The organism is Ktedonobacter sp. SOSP1-52, from assembly GCF_016587395.1.
The window spans coordinates 1,788,611-1,807,928 of sequence record NZ_BNJH01000002.1 but is presented as its reverse complement, the minus strand read 5'-3'; the positions used below and the strand labels follow the sequence as shown (position 1 = coordinate 1,807,928).

16 protein-coding genes and 1 pseudogene are annotated in these 19,318 nt (G+C 54.5%); 8 read left to right on the top strand and 9 right to left on the bottom strand.

The annotated features are described in order from the left end of the window. Positions 1-103 precede the first annotated feature (103 nt). The 4 genes from JMJ16_RS23310 to JMJ16_RS23295 all read right to left on the bottom strand — a co-directional run bounded on the left by JMJ16_RS23310 (position 104) and on the right by JMJ16_RS23295 (position 5,540). Positions 104-940, bottom strand: a complete 837-nt coding sequence (locus tag JMJ16_RS23310) for a phosphodiester glycosidase family protein (RefSeq protein WP_201385397.1) — start codon at positions 938-940, stop codon at positions 104-106. Between the two features lie 87 nt (positions 941-1,027). Further along, a complete protein-coding gene (locus JMJ16_RS23305; RefSeq protein ID WP_201369329.1) occupies positions 1,028-1,831 on the bottom strand; it encodes a type 1 glutamine amidotransferase in 804 nt (267 codons plus the stop codon). Positions 1,832-1,837: 6 nt separating this feature from the next. Next, a complete protein-coding gene (locus JMJ16_RS23300; protein ID WP_201385396.1) occupies positions 1,838-3,307 on the bottom strand; it encodes a MurT ligase domain-containing protein in 1,470 nt (489 codons plus the stop codon). Between the two features lie 202 nt (positions 3,308-3,509). Continuing rightward, positions 3,510-5,540 (bottom strand): D-alanyl-D-alanine carboxypeptidase family protein, encoded by a 2,031-nt coding sequence (locus JMJ16_RS23295; protein ID WP_201385395.1) that lies wholly within the window; start codon positions 5,538-5,540, stop codon positions 3,510-3,512. A 476-nt stretch (positions 5,541-6,016) separates the two neighbouring features. Between JMJ16_RS23295 and JMJ16_RS23290 the strand changes: the two genes are divergently transcribed. The 5 genes and pseudogenes from JMJ16_RS23290 (at position 6,017) to JMJ16_RS23270 (ending at position 10,724) form a co-directional block, all read left to right on the top strand. Further along, a complete protein-coding gene (locus tag JMJ16_RS23290) occupies positions 6,017-6,640 on the top strand; it encodes an RNA polymerase sigma factor (RefSeq protein WP_201385394.1) in 624 nt (207 codons plus the stop codon). 337 nt (positions 6,641-6,977) lie between these two features. After that, entirely contained in the window at positions 6,978-8,237 is a 1,260-nt protein-coding gene (locus JMJ16_RS23285) for a glutamine synthetase family protein (protein ID WP_201385392.1), read from the top strand. Positions 8,238-8,368: 131 nt separating this feature from the next. Then, positions 8,369-8,620 (top strand): annotated as a pseudogene (locus JMJ16_RS57230) (NUDIX domain-containing protein); the annotation flags it as partial. 821 nt (positions 8,621-9,441) lie between these two features. After that, complete coding sequence (locus JMJ16_RS23275; protein WP_201385388.1) at positions 9,442-10,035, top strand: TIGR00730 family Rossman fold protein; 594 nt, start codon at positions 9,442-9,444, stop codon at positions 10,033-10,035. Between the two features lie 278 nt (positions 10,036-10,313). After that, complete coding sequence (locus JMJ16_RS23270; RefSeq protein ID WP_201383337.1) at positions 10,314-10,724, top strand: PleD family two-component system response regulator; 411 nt, start codon at positions 10,314-10,316, stop codon at positions 10,722-10,724. A gap of 60 nt (positions 10,725-10,784) precedes the next feature. Here JMJ16_RS23270 and JMJ16_RS23265 read toward each other — a convergent pair whose 3' ends face one another. Continuing rightward, positions 10,785-11,279: an LURP-one-related/scramblase family protein gene (locus JMJ16_RS23265; RefSeq protein WP_201369321.1), complete on the bottom strand. Its 495-nt coding sequence runs from the start codon at positions 11,277-11,279 to the stop codon at positions 10,785-10,787. A gap of 266 nt (positions 11,280-11,545) precedes the next feature. On the opposite strand from JMJ16_RS23265, the gene JMJ16_RS23260 reads away from it, so the two are divergent. Then, positions 11,546-12,106, top strand: a complete 561-nt coding sequence (locus JMJ16_RS23260; RefSeq protein WP_201385386.1) for a pentapeptide repeat-containing protein — start codon at positions 11,546-11,548, stop codon at positions 12,104-12,106. Positions 12,107-12,209: 103 nt separating this feature from the next. Here the strand turns inward: JMJ16_RS23260 and JMJ16_RS23255 are convergent, their stop codons facing one another. Continuing rightward, complete coding sequence (locus JMJ16_RS23255; protein ID WP_201385385.1) at positions 12,210-12,587, bottom strand: VOC family protein; 378 nt, start codon at positions 12,585-12,587, stop codon at positions 12,210-12,212. Positions 12,588-12,908: 321 nt separating this feature from the next. Further along, complete coding sequence (locus JMJ16_RS23250; protein ID WP_201385384.1) at positions 12,909-14,312, bottom strand: NAD-dependent succinate-semialdehyde dehydrogenase; 1,404 nt, start codon at positions 14,310-14,312, stop codon at positions 12,909-12,911. 277 nt (positions 14,313-14,589) lie between these two features. Here JMJ16_RS23250 and JMJ16_RS23245 point away from each other — a divergent pair, with 277 nt between their 5' ends. Together JMJ16_RS23245 and JMJ16_RS23240 are read left to right on the top strand one after the other, a co-directional pair. Beyond that, positions 14,590-16,023: a winged helix-turn-helix domain-containing protein gene (locus tag JMJ16_RS23245; RefSeq protein ID WP_201385383.1), complete on the top strand. Its 1,434-nt coding sequence runs from the start codon at positions 14,590-14,592 to the stop codon at positions 16,021-16,023. 115 nt (positions 16,024-16,138) lie between these two features. Further along, positions 16,139-17,083 carry a LysR family transcriptional regulator gene (locus JMJ16_RS23240; RefSeq protein ID WP_075164388.1) on the top strand — a complete coding sequence of 315 codons (945 nt, stop codon included), beginning with the start codon at positions 16,139-16,141 and terminating at the stop codon, positions 17,081-17,083. Positions 17,084-17,089: 6 nt separating this feature from the next. Here JMJ16_RS23240 and JMJ16_RS23235 read toward each other — a convergent pair whose 3' ends face one another. Both JMJ16_RS23235 and JMJ16_RS23230 read right to left on the bottom strand, forming a co-directional pair. Further along, on the bottom strand, positions 17,090-17,986 hold the full coding sequence (locus tag JMJ16_RS23235) for a CoA ester lyase (RefSeq protein ID WP_201385382.1): 897 nt from the start codon (positions 17,984-17,986) through the stop codon (positions 17,090-17,092). 15 nt (positions 17,987-18,001) lie between these two features. Beyond that, complete coding sequence (locus JMJ16_RS23230; RefSeq protein ID WP_201385381.1) at positions 18,002-19,195, bottom strand: acyl-CoA dehydrogenase family protein; 1,194 nt, start codon at positions 19,193-19,195, stop codon at positions 18,002-18,004. Positions 19,196-19,318 lie beyond the last annotated feature (123 nt).

Sequence of the window (19,318 nt, the reverse complement as noted above, 5' to 3'; positions counted from 1 at the left end):
AGGGGCAGCGCCCCTGGCGGGGTTTGGGGTGTCCCCAAATTCCTTCTCCCTATAAAAAGAAACGGGGGCTTGTCGCAAGATAAGCCCCCGTTTCTTTTTATACCTATTTGACTGCGATGACGATGGGAAGGGCGGTTATTGCATCGATGGTGACCTTCTCATTATTAGCGCTATCCTTGACATAGATGCCGGTGGAGGCACCCCCATCCAGGTTGAGCGCTGTCTGGAGCGAGAGGTCCGACGAGGCCAGCAGGTCTGCTGTCTCGTCAAGCGAGAAGGATACCCCTGAGCTGATGATAAAGAGCAGGCGCCCCTGTTTATCCTGGGCCACAATGGTGCGGCGCTCGGTCGCTCCATTCGCGTTAAACTGGGTGCGCTGTCCATTCTCAATCATCATTGGCGAGGATTGCGTGGCTTGCTGAAGCTGTTCATTGTCGGGATCATAGGGATGCGCACTTAGCGAGCGCAGACGAATGTTTCCCTGGCTATCGACGGAGAGCATGCCGCCGAAGGCGCTATACGATTGGCCATGTGCCTCGCCGTTGCTAACAAGCAGCCCCGTAGGGTGATTGTTATTATCAAAGTAGCCGCCATTGATCAGCACGTGTGCGCCAGTCTCCTTGGTCCACTCGCGCACAGAGAGTGGCTGTGTTGGCTGGTAATGCACGCTGAGATGAATCTGGGCTGGATTCATGCGTACGATGACCATGGTATCTTCATTGGTACTGGGACCCTTCCAACGTTCATAACGCAGCTCGATGCCGGGCGAGACTGTCTGCCAGACATTGAGTTGCTGGTCCGAACCATTCGCCGAGTTCTGCGAATTGGTGATAGGTGTCCCATTCACGCTGATATTGGGCAGCGCTGAGCAGGCCATCAGGAGGCTACCCAGAAGCGCGAGTACGCAAGTAAGCAGCAGCGTGTGCCTGGCGGCTGGCATGAGAAAATCCCTTCCTAGTTTCAATCCTCAGCAGTTTCCTGGAAGCTGCTGCACCACCTGTTTGTTTCCAGACAGGCTGAGAAGTTGCTACCTGCGCCAGCCGGTTGCCTCGATGGCCGAGACGGTTCCCTTAAACTCCATCGCCAGCTTATACGCAGCGGCGTGAGCAGCCAGTTCGGTCTCATCGCTGAGCGGGGCCAGGTCCACCTTACCGTAGCGGCGCTCCAGCGCCTTCATGATCAGGAAGTCGGTGAACCAGGGATTCTTCGGCAGCAGAGGGCCATGCAGGTAGGTGCCATACACATTATTATAGTTTGCGCCCTCAAAACCGTCTTTACCATTATTGCCCCAGCCCGAAACAACTTTGCCCAGGGGTTTGGCCTTGGGTCCCAGGTAGGTGCGTCCGCTGTGATTCTCATAGCCAACCAGGATCTGTTTGCCCAGGGAACCCAGGTCGCATTCAAGCGCCATGTGCGTCATGAAGCGTTCGGGGTCGCCCTCGGTGTGCAGATCGAGTACCCCTGCCCCTTTCAACTCGGGACCATGGACGCTCTTGTAGCTATGGCCCAGCAACTGATAGCCTGCGCAGACCGCCAGGAAGGTCGTTCCAGCCTCGGCGGCCTCGCGCAAGGAGGGGGCCTTCTCCTGAATATCCTTGGAGGCGATCTCCATCTCGCGGTCGGCGCCACCATGGAAAAGGATCATATCATATTGGGTAAAATCGGGCGTCTGTTTGACGTATACGGGATCGACCTCGACTGAGATGCCGCGCCATTTGCTGCGCTTCTCAATCGAGAAGAGGTTTCCACGGTCGGCGGCCACGCACATCAAGGTTGGATAGAGGTGGGCGATCTTAATGACCATGCGTGAATCTGATGTCTGCTCGCTCATGCTAATTTACTCCTCCCAGTAGTGTTTGACCCAACCGTGTTTCTGCATTATTTTACGCAGTTCCTGTGTTGGTGTATAGCCGCTTAGGATATATAGGGAGCCACCCGGTTCAACATTTTTCAATGCAGCCTCTAAGGCACCCTCGTATTCATGGATGACAGAGATCTTACTGGGAGAGAACTCGGCATACTTCAAGCGCAGCGCCAGCTCCTCTGCCTTATTGCCACAGCAGATGGCATCAAGAACATCGGGCACGATCTCTTCGATATCGCAGTCCCAGAGCCAGGCAAAGTCCTGTCCATCAACCACGGTATGGCTCATCGAGAAGAGCATATGCTTCTTGCCGCTATGCTTGGCAATCAAGCGCATGATCAGGTTGAAGGAGGTTGGGTTCTTGACGAAGGAGAGGTAGATGTTCTTATCGCCAGCCTGAATCTTCTCCAGGCGACCAAAGGCCGGGCGCAGGGTCGAGAAGGCCTGTGTGGCTTTCTCAATCGCGAACTCTGTGGCGAAGGCGGCGCCGATAGCGGCCGCGGCATTATAGACATTATGGATACCAGGCAGCGGCACCGTAAACTCCAGTTCGCCCAGGGGGGTGCGCATTGTCACCTGTGAGGGGCCTTCGCCATCTTCCGCCAGGTGTGCGGATGTGACCGCGAAGTCGAGCTGGGGTAGGGTATAGCCGCAGGTGGGACAGCGGTAGAGGCCCAGGTGGGAGAGGTAGGCGACCTCGTATGCCAGGTCGCTATCGCAGTGGATACAGCGAATGATGTCGGCTGACTGCTCAGGCACGGGCGTGCCAATCTCTTTGGTCTCCAGGCCAAAGTAGAGGCGGCGAGCCTTGGAGTTGAGCGCGAAATTGGCGACCTGTGGATCATTGCCGTTGAGCAGGATCGTCGAGGTCTCCGGCAGGTTCTCAAGCATCTTATTGAGCGCGTTGGCAACGGAATACATCTCGCCATAGCGATCAAGCTGATCGCGGAAGAGATTGGTAATAATCACCACGTCGGGCTGAATTTCGGGGACTGCCGCGGGAATGGTCCCCTCATCGATCTCAAAGAGGAGGACATCGCTATCCAGGCGCCCGAAGATGTCGGCGAAATTGACGGCGACCGATGTAACGCCTTGCAGCAGGTTCGAGCCGGTGCGGTTCTGGGAGACGCGCTGCCCATTGGAGCTAGCCAGGGCGGCAGTCATGCGTGCCGTCGTCGTTTTACCATTACTACCAGTAATCACAATCTTCTTAGCGCTGCTGGCGCCAACTACTTCTTTTAATACATTAGGATCGATACGGCGCGCGACCATACCAGGGAGGCTGGTGCCACCACCGATACGTAACAGACGTCCAGACGCGCTTGCCAGTTTCCCTGCTGAAATAGCCAGGGCGAGACGCGCCCGGCCCAGGCCAGTGGGCGCTTGCGCCGCGTTATCCTGTTCTGGTGCCTGCTTTGTCGAGAGTTCGTGTTCTATTTGCATAATACTTTTACCACCGTCCCTAATAGGCATCAAGGAGTTCAATGCATGAATATTGGGAGACTAATCCAATAGTGCAGCCTGGTGGCAGTATAGCAAACCAGGGGACACATCGACAAGGGAAATAGTCACAATGGCAGTGTGAAATTACTTACTACGTTGTGGATGTGGAGCGCCCTGCCAGGGCGCTCCACATCCACAACATCTAGATCTTCCTACATTGTTTGGCACCAGAGGTGTCGCAGGTGATGGTTGCGTGCTCAAACTTCTGGCTGATGGTGGCGTTCTCGTTTGTTTTGGGGCTGCTTATAGGAAAGCCAATTTTGTTCAGCCCACCGTTCTTATCGAAGAATTGTTGGATGGGGTCGCTGGTGCTGTAGCCGGTGAAGACGTAGTAACGTCCACCGTTGGCCATAGGGATGGTGTTCTCCTTCTTGTCCTTGGTAAAGTAGTTCCAATCGGTGTCATAAGGAATAGGGTGCTTGAGGTCTTCGATGGCGGGTGAGATCCAGTCATAGGTATTGAAGCCCCAGTTCATTAAGTCGCGCATATCAGTCCACCAGTCGCTGGTATGCAGGGTAACACCGATGAGGTGATGTTGATTGCGTACGCAAGAGATGACCTGATTAAAGTTCTTCTCTCCATCCCAGCCTGGCTTGCCACCGTCGACGCCTGGATACCACCAGAGGAACTGGTTGCCGTTGTACATATCGTGGGCGGCATGGTCACCATTGCCTGGAATCAGATAGTGTTGAGTTGCGCTTACCTCGTGAATTAAGGGATCGCCCAAGCTGTATTTGCCGATGTATGCCAGGTCGTGCGCGCTTGAATAGTGGTTGGGCACGATTAAGCCATGGGGATTCATATAGTGCGTATTATGCAGATTCCAGGTTCCTAACTGCTGATTCATTTTAGCCACAAAGGCTGGCACATTGCCACTGAGCGCATCGGCGATAACGATCGCGGCATCATTGCCCGAGACAAGCATCAGGCCATAGAGCAGCTCTTTCAGGGTATAGGTCTCGCCCTTCTTCACCCCCATCAGGGAGCTATCGGCCGAGAGATCATTCTGGAGATCTCGGTCAATGGCATTGGTAATGGTGATGCGCTGATCAGGTTTCCCCATATGCGCGGCCAGATAAGCGGTCATGAGCTTGGTTGTGCTGAGCATGGGGAGGTGCATTAAGGGATTTTGCGCGTAGAGCGTCTTCCCTGTATCTGCATCCAATACATAAGCCGCATTGGCATAGACGGGCGGCGAGGGATGGTTGGTTGTGGGCGCTTCGACCACGATCTGGTTAGGATCCACCGTTGGCGTCACTGCATTGCCGATATTAAGCGGATTGGGCAGGGTGATAGCAGAGGAATTATTGCCACGGATGTAGTTGAATCCCAGTGGCAGGAGCACCAGGATGAGGAGTGCCACGGCGATAAATAGAAGCACGTTGCGATCTTTGAAGAACGCGGGCAAGGGGAGCCGAGGCTCAGGCGCTTCTCGCAAAGGGCGACGATAGCGCGGCGCACGCGTAGGTGCAGGCGCTGTTGGCTCATAGACGCTGGTATATTTACGTGCTTGAGTGCGCGGAGTGGCTACCGCGCGCTGGTGAGCCGTACGTGGGGTGCGAGGCAAGCGCGAGGACCTGTCCTCGGGATCCTCCTCCTCTTCCTCTGGTAGAAAGCGGGTTGTGCCGCTGACCACGACAAGGTCGCGCGCCTCGCCAGGAGTTTTACTGGTGGCACGGGTGTTTGTATCGGGGTCGACAAGCTCTTCCTCATCATCCTCTAAGAAGCGGCGTGGATAGCGTGTGCGTACCTGCTTCCCCTGAGAGGCACGACCTGGCTTCTTGTTTACCTGGCGCTGCGGAGCGGCCACCTCCTCTTCCGGCTCTAGAGGCTCTTCCTCTTCAAAGGGAAGATCTATAGTCTCTTCTTCCTCGTCCGCGAAAAACTCTCCATGTGCGTCATCATCTTCCACATCATCGAAATCCTCTGCGGATGTGGCGTTATGCTGCGCATAGGAGGCGCGTTCCTGCTCTAGCGTTTGCGGGCGCGAGGCGCGTCTGACACTTGGCTGGTCGGTATATTCGCCTGTGTGATAGACATAGTGACGCCTGGGACGGCGGCGTGGGGGGGTCGCGGTATCCTGGTCCTCATATAGAGAATCGTCATCGTCGTCTGTCGGGGCTGGTGGATAATATCTCGATTGCTCATCATCTTGTGATGGAATGTCAGGCATGCGCCGAGTCTCCTCAGATAAATTATGTCGGGTGTTCGTCGTTGTAAATAGGTAAGTTCTGGCTATACCTGGGCTTTTAAATGAGTAAGAGGGTGTTCTAGATGTCTTAATATTTTGCCTATATTACCCGGGCTTCTGGCTATTGCCAACATTATATGCCCAGTAATGTATCTTATGCAATAGTGTTGCATCAGGTGTCACTGGAATTCCTGAGTGTTGCACTAGGTGTCACTGGAATTTTTACTTGTTCCTCCCCCTTGAGTGCCAGCACTTCCTTCTCCTCGGGTAAGTGTATAGTATTGTCTCCCGGTCTGCATTTTTGCGGGTGAAGACTATGACCTTTTGGAGAGAAAACGGCTTCATTTACAAAACTTTTTGAAGAACTTAAAAAAATCTTGAGGTTTGTCTGGTAGTGTAGGGATAGAGCAGAGTGTCTATTCCAGAATTCTGTCTGGTGACTATATTCAGGAAAATGTATGATGAAAACAACACACGCACATGTCTATGCTGCACCTGCGTCACTTGCAGATGATATATTGCTTGAACACATAGAGAATGGCGACCAGGCAGCCTTTGAAACCTTGATGCAACGCTATTCGGCCATTTTATGTAAGTTTGTCTATACACATATCAGCGATTATGAGCAGACGCGCGATATTGTCCAGAGCGTCTTTATGCAGCTTTACATTTATGTGCCCAAATTGCGGGCCAACTGGTCGCGTCAGACCTCACACGCGCCCTTGAAGTCCTGGCTCTTCCAGGTCGCGGCCAATCGCTGTACTGATGAATTGCGCAAGCGGCGCCCGTTGCTCTTTTGTGAAATCGATGTGCCGCTGGAGGACGATGAAAACTCCTGGCCCTATACGATTGCCGATAATCATCCCCAGCCCGATGAAGAACTGGAGCGTAAAGATATACGCACGGCCCTTCGGCGCGCTATTCTGGCCTTACCCCCTCGTTTTCGCTCAATTGTACTTTTGCGCTATCAGGAAGAACTGACCTTTGGCGAAATTGGGCGCATCCTGGGCATGCCGGAGAACACAGCCAAGACCTACTTTCAGCGTGCCCGCCCTCTGTTACGAGCCGCCCTCACCTCATAAGCATGTATGGCCGTGAAGGGATGATACTGCTCAAGCACGCGTCTACATATGATGCACCATATGTAGACGCGTGCTTGAGCAGCGTCGGGCTTGACGGTTCGTAGGCTCCATGCTACGCTGCAATCATTAACTTCAATCTTTTTTCCAGCAGAGAAGCACAGTCGCAAGAGGGCTTAAGAGCAGCCAAGCGTGAAGAAAGGATACAAGTGCTGATGGACCTTGCCGAGATTAAGCGCCTTATCGAGGATGGGCAGATCGAGTATATCAAGCTGGGCACGCCTGATATTGACGGCGTCTTCCGGGAAAGCGTGTAGACGCGCGCTTCTTCCTTGACTCTGTGGAGGATGGTTTCGCGCAGTCAGACGTTATCTTTGGCTGGGATATCGCGGAGAATGTCCTCCCCAATTTGCATATCAGCAACTGGGAGCGCGGCTTTACCGATTTTGTGATGAAGCCGGATCTCTCAACCTTTGCCCTGGTTCCCTGGGAGCAGAATGTGGCCTCCTGTATTTGCGATATGTGGAATGAGCAGGGGGAGCAGATCATCGTCTCGCCCCGGCATGTGCTCAAAAACATCATCGAGCGCGCCCGGCAAATGGGCTATGCCGCGATGGCGGCGTCTGAGCTAGAGGTCCGTTATTTCCGTGAAGACCAGGCCTCGCTACGCGACAAGAACTTTGGTACGCATCTGGTCCCCCTCAATCCCGGTACGAACTGCTATGTCATCAGCCATGCCACGACCGATGAGCCGCTGATCGGGCATATCGCACGCATGATGCGCGACTATGGTGTCGACATTGAAGGATATACCCGCGAACATGGTCCCGGCATGTACGAAATGAACATGCGCTACACCGATATCCTGACCGCTGGCGACCGCACGATGCTCTTTAAAAATGGCGTCAAAGAGATCAGCCATCAGCTTGGCTACCTTGCCACCTTTATGGCCAAGTGGAACGACCAGGAGGATGGTAGCAGCGGGCACACACACGTCAGCCTGTGGGATCTCAATAAAGAGCGCAACGTCTTCTGGGAGCAGGAGGCCGAGGGGCATATGTCGCAGACTATGCGCCACTTCGTCGCCGGTGTCCTGGTCAAGATGCCTGAGTTGATGGCTATCTATGCCCCAACCATTAACTCTTACAAACGCTATGTGGAGGGTTCCTGGGCACCTACTAATACGACCTGGGGCATGGATAATCGCACCTGTTCCATTCGCGTTATCAATACCCATAAGCGCGCTATTCGTATCGAGAACCGTGTGCCCGGCTGCGACGCTAACTTCTACCTGGTCTTCGCTGCCACGCTGGCCAGCGGCCTCTATGGCATTGAGCACCAGCTGGAATTGCCACCACGTCTAGATGGGAATGCCTACCAGTCTGGTAAGCTGGATCAGGCGCTCAAGCGTGGAGATATCAAGACACTGGCTCGCAACCTGAGCGAGGCCGCCGATCTGCTGGAGGGTAGCGAGATGGCTCGCGAGTACTTTGGTTCGTACTTTGTCGATCACTTTGTCACGACCCGCCGCTGGGAAGTCAGCGAGTTTGAGAAGGCCGTCACCGACTGGGAGCGCCGCCGCTACTTTGAACTGATCTAGTATAGATATGGTAGTAGATAAAGTGAAAGCGCCTGGGCAGTCTACGGCTGCCCAGGCGCTTTCACTTTATCTACTACTCTCATGCTCTTTTTGTGCGCAAAAAGTAGAACTTATCGTGTTGTGCTACGTATATGAGAATTAAAGCGTATAAGAAGGAGAAGCAATTGTCTCAAGAATGTGTTGAGAAGGTGATGGCGTTTATTACACGTGAGCACCGGGGGCGAAGAGAACTGCTTGTCTTTGACCATGGCTTGTCGGGGACCCAGGTGCCAGCGGGAACGGTCGAGTATGGCGAGGCGCTAGAGGCCGCGGTGCTCAGGGAGGTACAGGAGGAGACGGGATATAACGGGCGTATTTTGCGGCATCTAGGTCAGGAAACGCTGGACCTGGGAGAGGCGCAACGCATGATGATCAAGCAGGCATTGCTGCGCCAGGCTCCCTCCGCTGATGCCGAGGTAGTCGCGCCAGAAGAGATATTAGGCAATGCCCTGCGCCGCGGTTTAACCGTGTGCCTGGAGCGCCAGCAGGAGGGCTGGGCCTATGTCTATCTAGAAGAATTTAATCTTGAGGTAGAGCCGCCACGTATCATAAGAAGCGTAGGAGGCTGGGTGCCGGGTGATACCTTATCCAGGTGGGTGCGGCGCAGCTTTTTTCAAGTACAATTATATGACGAAACACCAGAGCGGTGGGAGCAGTTTGCGGAGGGACAGTATATGTTCCATCTCTACTGGCAACCCCTGGAGCCTATGCCGCACCTTGTTGCTCCACAGCAAGCGTGGTTAGCTCGCTTTTATACTCACTTGTTTGACATTCAGTAGGCTTGTCCGGTTGATTCTAGCGTCAAAGGAGGCCGCCATGAGCAGAGTTGTTATGTATCGTCTCTGGTTTATCTTTGTCATTCTGGCTGTGGTCGTACTGACATTATTAAGTCTCCTGGGCCTGTTACCTCACTTTTAGCTCTTGTTTAAACGTTTTGCAGGGGCTACCTATGTATGGAGTGTGTACTTTGTAGTGCGCTATGCCTTTATTTGCGGATGGAATCCTGCTTGCTTTCTGGATAACTGTAATGTCTAATGAAGGAAGAGTGCCTTGTGGTTTTGAACCCTGGCGCACTCTTCCTTCGTTTCAGTACAGAAGCGCTATCCAACACATGCCCTGCGGCGATGTGTTGTGCGTATAAGATCCTTTTCCCTGGAGGTAAGTTTTGCAAAGGATATGTGTCTACTGTGGCTCGCATGCAGGTAACCGGACGGAGTATCAAGAAGCGGCCTATACGCTCGGAGCGGAAATGGCGGCGCGAGGCATTGGCCTGGTCTATGGCGGCGCGCGTGTAGGCTTGATGGGAGCCGTAGCGGATGGCGTGCTCTCCCGTGGCGGCGAGGTAATTGGCGTCCTGCCGCGCGCGCTCTTCGATATTGAGGTCGCCCATAAAGGGCTGACCCAACTCTATGAAGTGGAGAGCATGCATGAGCGCAAGGCCCTGATGGAGAAGCTCTCCGATGGCTTTATCGCGCTCCCTGGCGGCTACGGCACCTTCGATGAACTCTTTGAGATGATCACCTGGGCACAACTGGGTATCCACAATAAACCGCTGGGCCTGCTCAACACAGCCGAATTTTTCAATCCCCTGCTGGCACTGGTTGAGCACGCGGCGCAGGAAGGCTTTATTTCGCAATATCATTCCTCACTGCTCCTCGTACAGGCCGAGGGCGCGGCCCTGCTTGAGACCATGCTTTCAACACCAGCCCGTCCCCACCTCTCAAAATTCGCCGACGAGACGCCCCCTCTCGAGCCCTGAGCACTATATCAACGTATCTAGTAACAAGGTAGTGTTGTTGCGTGTGTTGCGAGCTGAGCCCGCAACACACGCAACAACACTACCTTACCCTTTGAGCACTGCAGGCGCGAAAAGAATAGTTTTTAAAAGCATGCAAGATGTGATACAATGAAAACAAGCTTTTGCTATATACTCGCGAAAGCCTGCTGCATGCTCTCTTTATACGTCATACATGCATTAGTTTTATAATCTAGTACTACGTTGCATACGTTTATGTTCAGGTGAACAAAGGTTGAACAATGTGTGGCTCGATAGGAGGGCAAGAAGCGAGCAAGATTATTCTAGTCGTTGAGGACGATGAGCAGCATGCACTCGTGCTGGCGCAGATCATTTCGCAGCTGAGGCCGCATCGCGTTTTTCACGCTTCTGATGGACCCACAACGCTCAAATTTACGGAACACCTTAAGCCGGACCTGTTTATTATTGATTACTGGCTCCCCACGATGAATGGGATTGAGCTGTATGAGCGCCTGCGTCTCCGTAAGGAGTTACAGGGCATTCCCGTGATCATCATCAGTGGTTTCTTGCCATTGGACGAGATTCATGCCAGGGGGATCGAGAGTTTACCCAAGCCATTTGATTTGAACGAGCTACTACTGAAGATTGACACTCTATTAGGTGAGCAGCCAGAATCCTCTCCCCATGCTTAAGAAGCCAAAGAGCGCCCCTCACGAGTGATCCCGAGGGGCGCTTTTGTGTTGAGAGCAGGCTTAATCCTTGCCGCCATCCTCGCGAATCTCATCAAGGATAACCGCGAGCGCAATGATGAAGGGCCCATCAACGCCCGGGGCGACATCAACCGTGTAGTGGTCGCTCAAGAAGGCAAACTCCTTTGTGATATGCCCCAGGAGCCGCCCATAGTGATCAATGATGGTAAAGTCCCACTCGTGAAACTGGCCCTGAATTTGCAGGACCATGCCATCGCTGGTTGTGACCTCGAAGCGCGCCCCGTAGGTCGCCTCCTCCTTGCGATGTACACTGCCAAGCTCCGCGCCCTGGCTAAAGAGATCGTAGTGAGTCGTGTAGTCCAGGAGACGCTGCCTGATCTCAATGACCTCTTCGCCATTGGTAGCATCGACAATGTGAAAATGATCTTTGATGCGAAATAAATGTCCCTTGACCTCATAGGCGACGTTGTTATGCTCGTCACGAACCACGAAGTCATCCTTGAGTGTGAGCGCTCGCTCTTTTACATGATAGCGCATGCGAATAGTACCTCCATATAGCTCGCAAACTGCCTGCGCCGTTTGCATAATTGAAAAGCCTCACTATATTGTACGCTCTCACCCAGCCAAAGTAGGGTATTGGCAGGACATATGTATTTTAACTCACTCCAAGGAAGCAGGCGAAGATACCTCTCTTGAGTGATGTTTTTCTCACGCCCTACCACGTATACTCAGCGCAGGTCTCTCTGGCAAGACACAGTGCTAGAGAGAGTCCACTGACCAGTGTGGGTTGCTAGGAGGAAATTATGGCAGTGCAAGAACAGTTGGATGCGTTACTGGCGGGTGAGGTGACGTGGCGGCGTTGGCGTGCTGAGCACCAGGAGGTGCGCCCGGACCTGTATGGCGCGGATCTCCGCCGGGCTTCTCTGCGTGGTTTCGATTTGCGCGATGTCGACCTGGAGGCAGCGGATCTCAGGGACGCTGATGCTAGTGAGGCCGACTTGCGCTGCGCCAACTTGAAGGCGGCACAACTCATGCGTACCAATCTCCAGAATGCGGACTTGCGGGGCGCCTTTCTCTCGCGAGCCGAGTGCCATAACGCGAACTTCACGGGGACCAACCTGGCTGGGGCCCACCTGCGCTTTACCTCGTTCTTTGGCGCGAATATGAAGGGCGTCGATCTCAGTGGCGCCGACCTTGTTGGCGCCGACCTCCATGAAGCCAATCTGGAGTACGCCAATTTCTCGAACGCCGATGTCGAGGATGCCGATATTAGCCGTGCCAAACTCGACGAGGCTGTGCTCAATAATGTCGACGTCGATACCTTCCTCCACGGCTGGCCCGAAGGCCCAGGTCCCCTGGTCTAACAAAGCGGGAGATGTCCTAAGGCATCTCCCGCTTGCTTATACCCTGCCTGACCCGCCTACCTCTGACAGCCAATTCTGCTAGGTAAAAAGTGTATCATGTCTCCTAAGAGTTGTCCTGGCATACCATTAAAACATTCCCAAAGGGATCTTTGAATGCCACAAACGAAACACTCCCAATATCTTCTATCTCACTGAGAAGCTCCACTCCTTTTTCCTTAAGAAATGTATAGGTTGCATGAATATCTTTGGTGTCTAGCTGGAACATTGGGTGTTTGCCATTCTCCTGGGTCAATGTGATATTTGCGTCCAAAGTCAGACCTGGTTTCTCATATAGCTTCAGGGGCATATCATAAATGGTCCCCTCATGGCTGGCTGATGCTGGAGGCAGATTGAACAATTCGCTGTACCATGAGATTGCCTTCTGCATATCCGCAACATGCACAAATACTCCGCGAATACGATTTTCAATTGGACTCTTCATCAAAGCAACTCCTCTTGCGTTTTCTGAGACGAACAACGTAATACACGTCCGCCCTGTTGAGCTATTCCTCACAAGCACCCAAAAAAGAAATGATGTTGTCATTTGTCTAGTATCTGGCTGCTTCCTGGCTCTCATCTTGGAAATGGGCCTTCTGTAGATCTGGAAAGAGGAGGTTGAGTTCGTAAGAACTACTCTGGAGAGACAAACGAACCTATATCGCTGTTTGCGGGCCGAGATGGACGCCTTTGCTAAGTTTTTAAGTGCAAAGGTCGCCCATGATTAGTACTGTGTCCTATAAATTATGTAGCCTAACGTTTTATGTTACTCACTCTTTGGCGTTGCTGGAGCGGTAGTGCGCGCTGGTCCAATCCAGACCGTCTGGATATTGACGAATTCGCGTATGCCAAACACTGAGAGTTCACGCCCATATCCACTATGTTTGATTCCTCCAAATGGTAAACGCGGGTCGCTTGCTGTCATACCGTTCAGGAATATAGCTCCGCTTTCTAAACGGCTAGCGAGTTTACGAGCCTGTTCAATATCGCGTGTCCAGAGGTTGCCGCCAAGGCCAAAGTCGGAGTCATTGGCCAGCTCAATTGCGTGTTCCGTGTCGCGTGCGGTGACCACTGCCGCCACAGGGCCGAAAGTTTCCTCACGGAAGAGCGGCATCTCAGGGGTTACGCCCGTGACAATCGTAGGTGCATAGAAGTAGCCCTTGCCCTCCAGGCGCTTTCCTCCAAGTAAGAGCCGTGCCCCCATCTCTAGCGACTTGCGCACCTGCTGCTCCAGGTTCTCGAGCAGGTCAGCGCGCGCCAGGGGACCCATCTGAGTCTCTCTTTGTTGGGGATCTCCAACCTTGAGCTGCGAGGTGGCCTGCGCGAATTTCTCCTCAAAGGCTTTGGCGACAGACTCTACCACAATAAAGCGCTTGGCGGCGATGCAGCTCTGCCCTGCGTTCTGGAAGCGTGCCTTGACGGCTGTCTGCGCGGCGGCGTCCAGGTCGGCATCCTCCAGGACGATAAAGGCATCGGAGCCACCCAGCTCTAGCACCGTCTTCTTTAGGACCTGGCCGCTGGTAGAGGCTACTTGAATACCAGCCTCCTCGCTCCCGGTCAGTGTCACGGCGGCGATGCGTGGGTTCTCGATCAGGGTATGGGTTTCGGAACCCGGAACAAGGACGGTTCTGAAGACGCCCTCGGGGAAGCCACAGCGCTGGAAGATGCGCTCAATCTCTAACGCGACTCCCGAGACATTGGAGGCATGTTTTAACACCGCTGTATTGCCCGCCATCAGCGATGGAGCGGCGAAGCGGAAGACTTGCCAGTAGGGGAAGTTCCAGGGCATGAGCGCGAGCACCACACCCAGGGGGCGAAAGGCGACATAGCTCTCTTGCGCATCCGTCGCGATGCGCTCATCGTGCAGGAACTGTTCTGAGTTCTCCGCGTAGTAGGTACAATTCCAGGCACACTTCTCGACCTCGGCCTCCGACTCGACGATGGATTTCCCCATCTCGCTGGTGGCCAGTTGGGCTAGTTGGGCCTTATGCTCACGTAAATAGGAGGCTAAATGCTGGAAATGGCGTCCACGCTCAGCAAAGGAGAGGGCGCGCCACTCTCGAAATGCCTTGTGCGCCTGGTCCAGAGCCTCATTGACCTGGTCTTCAGTATACGGCGTGTATGTCTCAATAAGCTCTTCATTAGCTGGATTAATTGATTGCATACTCATGACTCGGCACCTCCTGTATTTCAGTTGCATTGTATCCCTTCGCCTGAAGGAGATGCAATATCTAGGGGTAGTGAATGTGGTGTGTGCTGGCGGCTGCAAGCCGCCAGCACACACCACATTCACTACCCCGCTTTTTTTATCCTCTCAGGAAAAGCGTCTAGATAAGTGAGGGAGAATGTTTTTTTGTCATAAAATGCCCTTAATATGATGTCTTGATAGAAGAGGGGAAATATTCTCTAGGGTGCCATGCTAAGGTTGCGAAAAAGGAATGAGACTAGTGGATAACAAACCTGAAAGACCTTTGCAATTCCGCTGGCAGGATGCCGAAAATGCCATGAATGCCTTACGTGCTGGAAATTCCTGCGCTCTATTGGGGATGGATGGCGTGGGAAAAAGCCGGTTCATGCAGCACCTGGCCACGCCCTCAGTGCTTGAGCATTATCTTGGTGAGAAGTCCAAACACATGTATTGCCTCTTGCTCAGTGCCCACGAACTGACAAGCATATCGGCTCTGGCCTGTTACCGGCGCATGGCCTTGCTCTTGAACGAGGTCATGCGCCGGTACGATCTTCCACCTGCCGAGGAAAATCCTCTGCTCCTCACCAATGAGGATATCGCCAGCACACTCTTGCTCCAGCGCGTAGAGCAGCTTATGCAGCAGGATGAGCAACTGACACTGGTCTACTTCTTTGATGAGCTGGATAGTGTCTATACCCAGGTAGAGCCACAGTTCCTGCGCTTCTTGCAGGCTTTGCGCTACCGGGCGCAGGGGCGCGTCTGCTATGTTCTGGCGAGTAATAATCCGCCGAAACTGCTCGGTGAGACGCGGACACGGAAGCAGATGAGTGATGCCTTCTCTGAACTGGTGAATGGGCGCGTGCTTGGCGTCAGGCCCCTTGAGCGAGAGGACGCTTATCTACTCATCGAGAGGGGGCTACCCGCCGCCTTGCATGAAGGTTTTCCTCTTCCTCTTGTGAGCCTGCAACGCCTGCTCTTCGAGGTAACAGGCGGGCATCATGGTCTGTTGCGTACCACGCTGTTATTGCTTGAACAGGGCCAGGTGGCGCTTCAGGAACGAGAGAGTATCACGACCCTGAGCGAGAAGTTACTGCGCAATGGAACGATTAACAGTAAATGTGAACAGCTCTGGGAGAGTCTCAGCGAACCAGAACAGCAGTGCTTAAAGCAGTTGCAAAAGGGCCAGCTCGTCAAAGCCACGGTCTCGCAGCAATTGACCAATCGCCAGGTAAATGACCTCTTCGCGTGGCTGCAACTCAAGGGCGTGCTGGTGGAATCCTCGCGTAGTAAGACCTATCGCTGCTTCTCGCCAGTCCTGGTGGCCTATATATCGCAACAATTCTCCGCCGCCTCGCCCGGGCTTCAGATTGATTTTACGCGCTACCGTTGCTGGATTGATGGTGTGCTCCAACCCGATTACTTGCGCCCGCACGAGCTTCGCCTGTTACGTTACCTGGCAGACCATGCGGGCGAGGTCTGTTCGCGTCGCGACACTACGCGCGCCGTATACAACGAGGCATATAGTTCGGCGACGGACGATGCGCGCCTGGACGCCCTGGTGGAACGTACACGCAGGCACATGGGCGACGATCCACGCGCGCCCCGCTTCCTGATCACGGTGCGCGGCGCGGGCCACCAACTGAATGAATACCTATCGCGGGACCCTCAGGTAGATCGCGGGAATATTTCCTGAGATCGGCCCACAAAAATGCTGTGAGTGCTATAATCCACACGCATGTAGCCGGGGGTGTGGTAAACTTCGATAGGAGAGGCATCTGGTTCTAGTGTTCCAAACCCAGGGGGGACGTGTGCGCAATATCAATCTGCATCAACTGGCAACCTTTCAGGTTGTCGCGAAACACTGTAGCTATGTACGGGCTGCCGAAGAACTGCATTTTAGCCAGCCAGCCGTCTCGGCGCAGATCCGCCAATTAGAGGAGATGCTAGGCGTTAAGCTCTTTGATAAAATTGGGCGTCGGACTCATCTGACGCAGGCGGGCGAGGAATTGTATCTCTACAGCCAGAAAATTTTTACTCTGATCGATGAGACGCTGGATACGATGGAGGCGCTCCGTAGCCCTCACTACGGGCGTTTAAGTGTCGGTGCGGATACGACCGTGGGCACATATGTTATCCCCAAGCTACTGGGGAAATTTCGCCAGATGTATCCGCAGGTTGAGATTACACTTGAGGTCTTCAACCATAACTACCTGGTAGACGCACTGGTGCATAACCGGATCGATATGGGGATTATGGGACGTATTCCGAGCGATGTCCCCATGTTTGTCGCGCCTTTCGCTGCCAACGAACTGGTCATTGTCGGCACTCCTTCCCATCGCCTGGCAAATTGCGAAGGCGTTCCTCTGACTGAATTGGCACGCGAACATTTTCTCATGCGTGAGGAGGGATCGGGGACGCGCGCAGCCCTGGAAACGGTCTTCCGCGACGCGGGCCTGCCTCTGCTGGTGAGTATGCAGGTGGGAAATAATAGCGCCATCAAGCAAGGGGTTCAGGCGGGTCTGGGCATCGCCCTCATCTCGCGCGTCGCCATCGATATGGAACTGGAGACCAACCGCCTGGTCATGCTGGATGTGGATGGCTTCCCCGTAATGCGCCAGTGGCGCCTGTTTCACCTCAAGGAGAAGAACCTTTCGGCCACGGCCCGCGCCTTCAAGCTCTTTCTCCTGCAACATACCAACCTTCCCCTGAATGAACTTCCGCCCCTCCTTCAAAAGCAGGTGCAATATCAATAGTGGCGCCTAGAGACCGAGTAGGTCGGCTTTGCGCAGGGTATTCTGAATGCTGCGCACGATGGCCGCGTCAACCATCTTGCCGTTGACGGCGATGGCACCCACACCTTGGGCCTGGGCCTCGCGATAGGCCTGGTCAATGGCGCGGGCCTCGGCGATCTCGGCGGCTGTTGGCGAGAAGACCTGGTTGGCGATCTCTAACTGGCTTGGGTGAATGGCCCATTTGCCGACGAAACCAAGCGCGCGAGCGCGTAAGCATTCGCGGCGGTAGCCCTCGGAGTCCTTGAAGTTCGCGTAGGCGCCGTCGATGGCGTCAATGCCTGCCGCGCGCGCCGCGATGGCGATTTTGTTGCGCGCGTAATACCAGGTGTCGGGGTAAATCTCAAAGGAGCCATCGATACCACGGCTATCCACGCCTTGCGAGGCGCTATAATCGCCAGGGCCAAAGATCAAGGCCTCCAGGCGTGGGCTGACGCGGGCGATCTCCTCTATATGCAGCATGGCCTCGACCTCTTCGATAAAGGCCTCCAGCCGAATGGGACGCGTGCGGTGCAGGCGCTTCTCAATCTGGGTGAGCAGGATATCGACCCACCAGATATCGCGCGCAGCCTTGACCTTGGGGATGATCAAGATGTCGAGATGCTCCCCGGCCTCCTCCACGACGGTGATGATATCCTGGTAGGCATACTCGCTCTCCAGGTTATTGATACGCACGGCGCGTGTCTTCTTCCCCCAATCAAGGGTGGTCAGGGCCTCAACGATTTTTGCGCGAGCCCCGCCCTTGGCATCGGGCGAGACCGCGTCTTCTAGATCGAGGATGACCAGGTCGGCCTGGCTCGCCGCCGCTTTCCGTAGCATATACTCATTGCTGCCCGGCGTAGACAGCTCTGAACGTCGTAGTCGCATGCCTGTCTTCCTTACTTACTCTTGTTCCAGGGCATCTTTGGCGAGGGAGGAGAGGGTCACATCGTCCATAGGAGGATGATGCAGTCCGGCTCGCACATCGCGGTAGTAGCGCTGGAGGGGGAAGTTGAGTGAGAGGCTGGCCCCACCCACCAGGCGCATGGCCAGGTCAACGATCTCAACCGCGTGGTTTGTCACCAGGTACTTGGCGGCGGCGAACTGGCTCGCAGGCACGCTCTCGGGGTCCTGGCTAAACTGCTCGGCGATGCCAAAGAAGACGGCATGGCATTGCAGCAGTGCCAGTTCCATCTTCGCGATCTTCTCCTGCACATGTGGGATAGCGGCGATGGACTGCTGCTTGATTGAATTGGGGCGGCGTCGGCGCGCGAAGTTGACCGCCTCATTGCGCGCCGCCTGGGCAACACCCAGGTAGACCGCCACAGTGGGGAAGGACCAGGCGCTCAGGCGCAGCTTAGCCTCGGGATTGGCCGGAAGCTCGCGCTCCATATAGGCTTCGGCCGGAACGTGGACATGCTCTAGAATGACATCATTGCTGCCAGAGCCGCGCATCCCAACGGTGTTCCAGGTATCTTCAATGCGCAGGCCATCGGCGGTGCGTGGAATCAGGAACTGGCCGCGCTCGGCCTCAATGGGTTCCAGGTTGGTCTCGTCTTCAATGGCGCAGCTCGTGAGGAAGAAGTAGAGGGCATGGCTTCCCGTGGTAAAGGTCTTGCGCCCATCGATGATCCATGAGCCATCTTCCTGGCGGCGCGCGACCGTTGTGGGCAGGCCCCCGCGACTGGGGCTCCCGGTGGCAGGCTCGCTCAGCGCGGCGTTCAGCATGGCTCCGTCTTCCACCACTGCGCGGCAGATATTGGCGAAGAACTCGTTGTACTCATTGCCTGCGTTCTCGGCCATCTTCGCGATATTGGCGATATGCATACTAGCAGCCAACGCGGTCGAGGCATCGCCCTGAGCCAGGCGGTACTGTGCCAGCACCACATCGATCAGACTGGCCCCCAGGCCACCATATTCTTTGGGGACGCTGAGCTTGAGATAGCCTGCGTCGCGCAGGTCATCATAGTTTTGCAGTGGAAAGATGCCCGCCCAGTCGTTCTCGTGGGCGCGTTTGGCAAAGGTTTCAGCTAATTCTCCAGCGAGGGTAAGAAGGTATTGTTGTTGCTCCGTTTTGGGGTACAGAGGAAAAGTCATCTATAAAAAACTCCTTGGTTTGGCTCCATGAGGATAAGATAATCGTTCTCTCAGCCTTATTGTATAACAATATCTGAGTAGGTGGTATGGTGGATGCTGCCAGCCTGCGGCTGGCAGCATCCA